Raw genomic sequence first — 5873 nt, 5'->3', positions numbered from 1 at the left:
GCGACCTTCAAGCTGCCGGTGTCGATCTTGCCACTGCCCGCCAGATCCAGCGCGGTGCCATGATCCACCGACGTACGGATGATCGGCAGGCCGAGGGTGACGTTGACGGCGGCGCCGAAACCTTTGTACTTCAGTACAGGCAAACCCTGGTCGTGGTACATCGCCAGCACTGCATCGCAGTGCTCCAGATATTTGGGGGTGAACAGAGTGTCGGCAGGCAGCGGGCCCCGTAAATCCAAGCCCTCGCTGCGCAGACGCTCCAGAGTAGGTTCAATGATGTCGATTTCTTCATGGCCCAAATGACCGCCTTCTCCGGCGTGGGGATTGAGCCCGCAGACCAGGATGCGCGGTTTGGCGATGCCGAACTTGTTAACCAGGTCGGCGTGCAAGATGCGCGTGACCCGTTCAAGGCGTTCTGCTGTTATCGCATCGGCGACGTCGCGCAAGGGCAGGTGAGTGGTCACCAAGGCCACGCGCAAGTCACCCGTGGCAAGCATCATCACAACCTGTTCGGTGTGAGTCAGATCGGCCAGGAATTCGGTGTGGCCTGAAAAAGCGATGCCGGAGTCATTGATCACGCCCTTGTGTACCGGGGCGGTGATCATCCCGGCAAAGTCGCCGTCAATGCAGCCCTGGCCGGCGCGGGTCAGCGTCTGCAAGACGAACGCCGCATTGGCCGTATTCAACTCGCCAGCAACCACACGCGCGTTCAGCGGTGTGTCCCACACATACAGACTGCCTGCCGGGGCAGGCGTATCTGGCCAGGCATCAGGCGTTACGCGCAGCAAGTTGACCGCCACGCCCAACTGCACGGCCCGCTCAAGGAGCAGGTCGTGACTGGTAATGGCAATCAGGGGGTGCGGCTGAGGGTGCGAGGCGAGTAGCAGGCACAGGTCAGGACCTATACCGGCCGGCTCGCCGGGTGTCAGAGCGAAGCGCTTTGCTTTCACTTTGTAGCCTGGTCAGCCTGGTCGGGCTGATCAGCAGCAGGGAGCTTAATCTCAACGTAGGCTTCGTCACGGATCTGACGCAGCCAGGTTTGCAGCTCTTCGTCGTACTTACGGTTACGCAGCGCAGTCTTGGCTTGTTCTTCGCGGGCTTCGCTGCTGCTGTCTGTAGCGCGACGGCCGAGAACTTCCAATATGTGCCAGCCGTATGTGGTCTTGAACGGTTTGGATAGCTCGCCTACTGGGCTGTCCGCCATGACTGCACGGAATTCCGGCACCAGTTGGTTCGGGTCGACCCAGTTCAGGTCGCCACCGTTGAGCGCCGAGCCTGGATCTTCGGAGAAGCTTTTCGCCAGCTCACCAAAGTCGTCGCCGTTTTTGATGCGCTCGTAAAGGCGTTGAGCCAGACGATGAGTCTCGTCTTCGCTGCGGATTTCGCTTGGCTTGATCAGGATGTGGCGGACATGAACTTCGTCCTTCATCTGCGCTTGACCCTGACCACCGCGTTTTTCCTCCAGCTTCAAGATAATGAAGCCACCGGGAGTGCGCGTAGGCGGGGTAATGTCGCCAACAGCCATGCTGCTGAGCATGCTGTCGAACGGCGGTGGCAGTTGAGCACCTTTGCGCCAGCCCATGTCGCCGCCGTCCAGCGCGTTATCGCTTTTGGACTTGGCAATGGCCAACTGACTGAAGTCAGCGCCTTGTTTGAGCTGCTGGTAAATCTCCTGAGCCTGTTTGTTCGCTGTCTGGATAGCGTCTGAAGAGGCGCTGTCCGGAGTGGCAATCAAAATGTTGGCCAGGCGATATTCCTCGGACATTTGCATCTTGCCCATGTCCGAGGCCAGGAAGTTTTTCACTTCTTGTTCGGAAATCTGGATGCGCTCAGCTACCCGACGCTGACGTACACGGCTGATGATCATTTCCCGGCGGATCTGGTCACGAGCGTCTTCATAAGACAAGCCATCGTGAGTCAGGGCCGCGCGGAATTGGTCCACAGACATGTTGTTGCGCTGAGCAATGGTACCGACTGCCTGGTTCAGCTCTTCGTCAGTGATCCGGATACCGGAGCGATCACCTATTTGTAGTTGAAGATTCTCAACGATCAGACGTTCCAGTACTTGCTGATCCAGCACGTTCGCCGGCGGCACACCGCCGCCACGTTTGGCGATGGTCTGCTGCACTTCATGAACCCGTTGGTCCAGTTGGCTCTGCATGATCACGTCGTTATCGACGATGGCCACGACCTTGTCGAGGGGCTGCACCTCAGCATGCGCTGCGGTGCTCAAGAGTAACGCGCCCAACATCAATGGGCGCAGACAGTTAGAAAGCTTGGTCTTCACGTTCTTGATAACCTTGGATGCCTTTGGTGAGGAAGCTTTCAACTTTTTGGCCAACAACGCCACCAAGTCCCTTCAACACCACTTGTAAGAAAATGCCGTGGTCGCCTTTTTCGTTCTGACCTACGTCCTGGCTGAACTCGTCGTAATCAACAAAGTAACGGTCGATCAAACGCAGCTTCCAGCAGCAGTTGTCATATTCGAAACCACCAAAGGCTTCAAGCGTACGGTTGCGGTTGTAGTCGTACTGCCAGCGGCTGATCACGTTCCACTTTGGAACGATAGGCCAGATGACCGAGAAATCATGCTGCTGGATTCTGTAGTAGTCCTTGATGTAGCCCGGTTGCCCTGGGGTTCCGAGGTCACCACCGCCCACGACCCACTTACCGGTGGTCTGGTCGTAGCGAACCTGGTCATTGCGATAGCGGAAACCGGCGTTGACTACCTTGTTAGGGTTGTCTTCAGGCTGGTAGTGCATCATCGCGCTGCCGGAACGGGTTTTTTTGCTGTCCGGATCCCAGTTGAAATCGGACGTTGCACGCCAGTCTTTGTTGAAGCGATAAGCGTATTCAAGGGCGTACGGCGAGCGGCCGGAAGTAGCATCGGCGCGAGTAGCGTAATCAATACCCGGCAGTTGTACTTTACGATCCTTGAAGTATATGGCCTCACCGATGCTGAAGGTCTGGCGTTCAAAGCCATTGTCTTCGATCCAGCGGTTGGTGATGCCCAGCGACAGTTTGTTCTCGTCACCGATGCGGTCGGAGCCGACGAAGCGGTTGTAGCGGAACAGCGAGGCGTAGTTGAACGTTGTTTCACCTGAGTCGAAGATCGGAATGTCGCTCTGATCTCTGTACGGTACGTTCAGGTAGTACAGGCGCGGTTCCAGGGTTTGGCGGTAGTTCTTGCCAAACCATTGGGTGTTTCGGTCGAAGTACAAGCCGCTGTCGACACTGAAGACCGGGATGCTACGGTCTATAGAGCTCTTGAACTCACCACCAAGGTATGGGTTGCTCGGCGTAGCAGCTGTTTGGGCTGCAATAATTTGGTCCTGTCCGAAGCCGCTCAGATCCAGATCATATTTGGTATAAACGTATTTAAGCTTCGGCGTTACAAAGCCGTACGTCCAGTTCATCGGTAAGCTCATCGACGGCGCCAGATTCAGGCGGTCGCCTTCTGCTCGAGCCAGGCCAGTGACGTTGTTATCTAGCCTTGGAGTACCGACTGTGCCGTCCGCATTAATCGGGCCGCCATCTTCGTCAAGGTAATTACCGGTTTGCAGGCTGCGTTCAAACCGAACAGCTTCAGTTTCATAGTTGAAATTCAAACCGCCCGGATGATACGGCAGCGCACCATTAAAGGTGATCTGCGGCAGACGGTTGTACGGGGTGATGTCGGAAACAGTCGCCAGCTTGTAAGCCTGCAAGTTCAAGCGCGCGGTGTAATTATCGCCACGCCAGTTCACAGCACCCTGCTGGTTGATGTAGTCGCGCTTCTCGACGCCCAGCACGTCACTGTCCAGATCCTGGAAGTAATACGGGTCGCTGATGTCGGTGTAATCAATGTCGGTCGACAAGCGTGAGTCGAGACCGCTTTTCTCCTGCACGTTGACCATCCAACGGGTGCTTTTGGCGTCCGTCTGCAGTTCACGTTCGTTATCTTGATCGTTGAGGTACGCGCCGCCAATGGTGCCTTGGCTTGACTTGGTCATGTAGCGGAATTCGCCTTCGATCATCTCGCCGCGCTTGGTCATGAAGCGCGGGTACAACGTAGCATCGTAGTTCGGTGCCAAGTTGAAGTAATACGGTGTGACCAGCATGGCGCCGGATTTGCCGCCACTGGAAACGGTCGGTGGCAGGAAACCTGACTGGCGACGGTCATCGATCGGGAAATAGATATACGGGGTGTAGAACACCGGTATGTCTTTGACCCGAAGGGTGGCGTTGGTCGCTGTACCGAAGCCGGTGGCCGGGTTCAGCGTAATGTTATTACCCTTGATTTCCCAAGAGTTGCTGTTGGGTTCGCACGTTGTGTACGTACCATCCTTGAGGCGGATGATCGCGTTCTCGGCACGCTTGGCGTACAGAGCGCTACCGCGCACGTTGGACTTGTGCATCACGTATTCAGCGTTGTCGACCTGGGCTTCACCCGTGTCGAGCTGAATCTCGGCGTGGTCGCCGACGATCAGAGCACCGTTTTGACGCAGACGGACATCGCCGTTCAGTTCGCCACGGTTTTCTGCCTGATGCAGGCTGGCCTCTTGGGCCTGCACTTGCATGCTGCCCTGACGCAATACAACGTCACCGGCCAGGGTTGCGACCTGAGCTTCCTGCTCATAACGAGACGCCTTGGCACCGACAAACATCGGCGCTTCGTTCATCTTCGTCTGGTCGTTCATTCCGGGACGGATGGGCTCGACATACGCACCCGAGCAATAAGGGCCGGTTTCAGCCAATTGCGCAGGGGTAAGTTTTTCTCGAGGAACCCAATCAAGGTGGCTGTAGTCAGCACTACGCGACTTCAGGCCATAGCCTTTGGCTTGGGTAACGAGCGTGATGGGGGCTTTTTCGCCACCCGTCGAGCCGCTGTCCGGCGCGCTTTGGCCGTTCGTGCTGATACCGTCCACGCTATGCACGGGGCGCGGTGGCAGTTGAACTGCGTTCACTTTCGGCGCGCAATCCCAAGCACCCGCAGCAGAGACTGAACAGTCATACTGTTCAGCGGCAACCGCGAATTGAGTGGCTAAAGGTTGCATCACCAGCAGACTGCCGGTTACGAGCAACGGAAATTTTTTACGAAATGCGTGGGATTTCAATGCCATCTTATTAATCCGGGCTTCCTGCGCGCCATCTGCCCGCGGGGGGGCCGCACGCCTCTCGATGGGCTGAAAAAGATGTCGGATAATAAAGCATGACCCGCTTGACGGCTAGCGCCGTCGGAGACCCTTGTAATGCCAGATCAAGATGTACGCCTGCAACGCCTGAAACTTTGGCTTGATGAGCAATTACCAGCGCTGTTTACAGCTCAAGATTGGGGCGTCGTACCCCCGGCCACGTTGACTGCGGCCAGTAGTGATGCGAGTTTTCGACGTTATTTTCGTTGGGAGGGTGCTGGTCGAACTTTTATTGTCATGGATGCGCCTCCACCCCAGGAAAACTGCAAACCGTTCGTTGATATCGCAGATTTATTAGGTAAATCAGGAATTAATGTTCCGAAAATTTATGCCGAAGACCTTACGCATGGCTTTCTTTTGCTTAATGACCTGGGTCGCAAGACCTATCTCGATGTGATCAACGAGGAAAACGCTGATCAATTGTTCGCAGATGCATTCGACGCGCTGCTGGCTTACCAGCAGTTGCCGATGGACGCGCCATTGCCCAGTTATGACGTGGCATTGTTGCGTCGTGAACTGGAGCTGTTCCCTGAATGGTACGTGAGTCGTCATTTGGGCATCGAGATGGACGCGGCGCAGTTAGCGATGTGGCAGCGCGTCAGTGATCGTTTGATCGACAGCGCGCTGGCGCAACCCAAGGTGCTGGTGCACCGCGATTATATGCCGCGCAACTTGATGCTCAGCGAGCCGAATCCCGGC

The 5873-nt window shown here is 56.3% G+C and carries 4 protein-coding genes; 1 reads left to right on the top strand and 3 read right to left on the bottom strand.

Annotated features, from left to right (window positions below; translation table 11 throughout):
- The 3 genes from pdxA to M0974_RS11070 form a co-directional block, all read right to left on the bottom strand.
- On the bottom strand, positions 1-950 hold a 950-nt coding region (pdxA, locus tag M0974_RS11080), incomplete at its 3' end, for a 4-hydroxythreonine-4-phosphate dehydrogenase PdxA (protein ID WP_297836188.1).
- Positions 947-2287, bottom strand: coding sequence for a peptidylprolyl isomerase (locus tag M0974_RS11075; protein WP_297836185.1), 1341 nt, complete (start codon positions 2285-2287; stop codon positions 947-949). The genes M0974_RS11075 and pdxA, both read right to left, overlap by 4 nt.
- Positions 2268-5102, bottom strand: a complete 2835-nt coding sequence (locus tag M0974_RS11070; RefSeq protein ID WP_297836183.1) for an LPS-assembly protein LptD — start codon at positions 5100-5102, stop codon at positions 2268-2270. Before M0974_RS11070 ends, M0974_RS11075 begins: the two co-directional genes overlap by 20 nt.
- A 129-nt stretch (positions 5103-5231) precedes the next feature.
- On the opposite strand from M0974_RS11070, the gene M0974_RS11065 reads away from it, so the two are divergent.
- Positions 5232-5873, top strand: a 642-nt coding sequence (locus tag M0974_RS11065; protein WP_297836181.1) for a phosphotransferase, incomplete at its 3' end; no start/stop codon positions are given.

It is taken from the genome of Pseudomonas sp. (genome assembly GCF_026224925.1).
Taxonomy (GTDB): domain Bacteria; phylum Pseudomonadota; class Gammaproteobacteria; order Pseudomonadales; family Pseudomonadaceae; genus Aquipseudomonas.
This window is presented reverse-complemented; position numbering and strand designations above follow the sequence as displayed.

What these genes read in the sequence shown, in the direction of transcription:
- M0974_RS11070 (WP_297836183.1), bottom strand. Translation starts at nt 5,102, where the DNA reads ATGGCATTGAAATCCCACGCATTTCGTAAAAAATTTCCGTTGCTCGTA.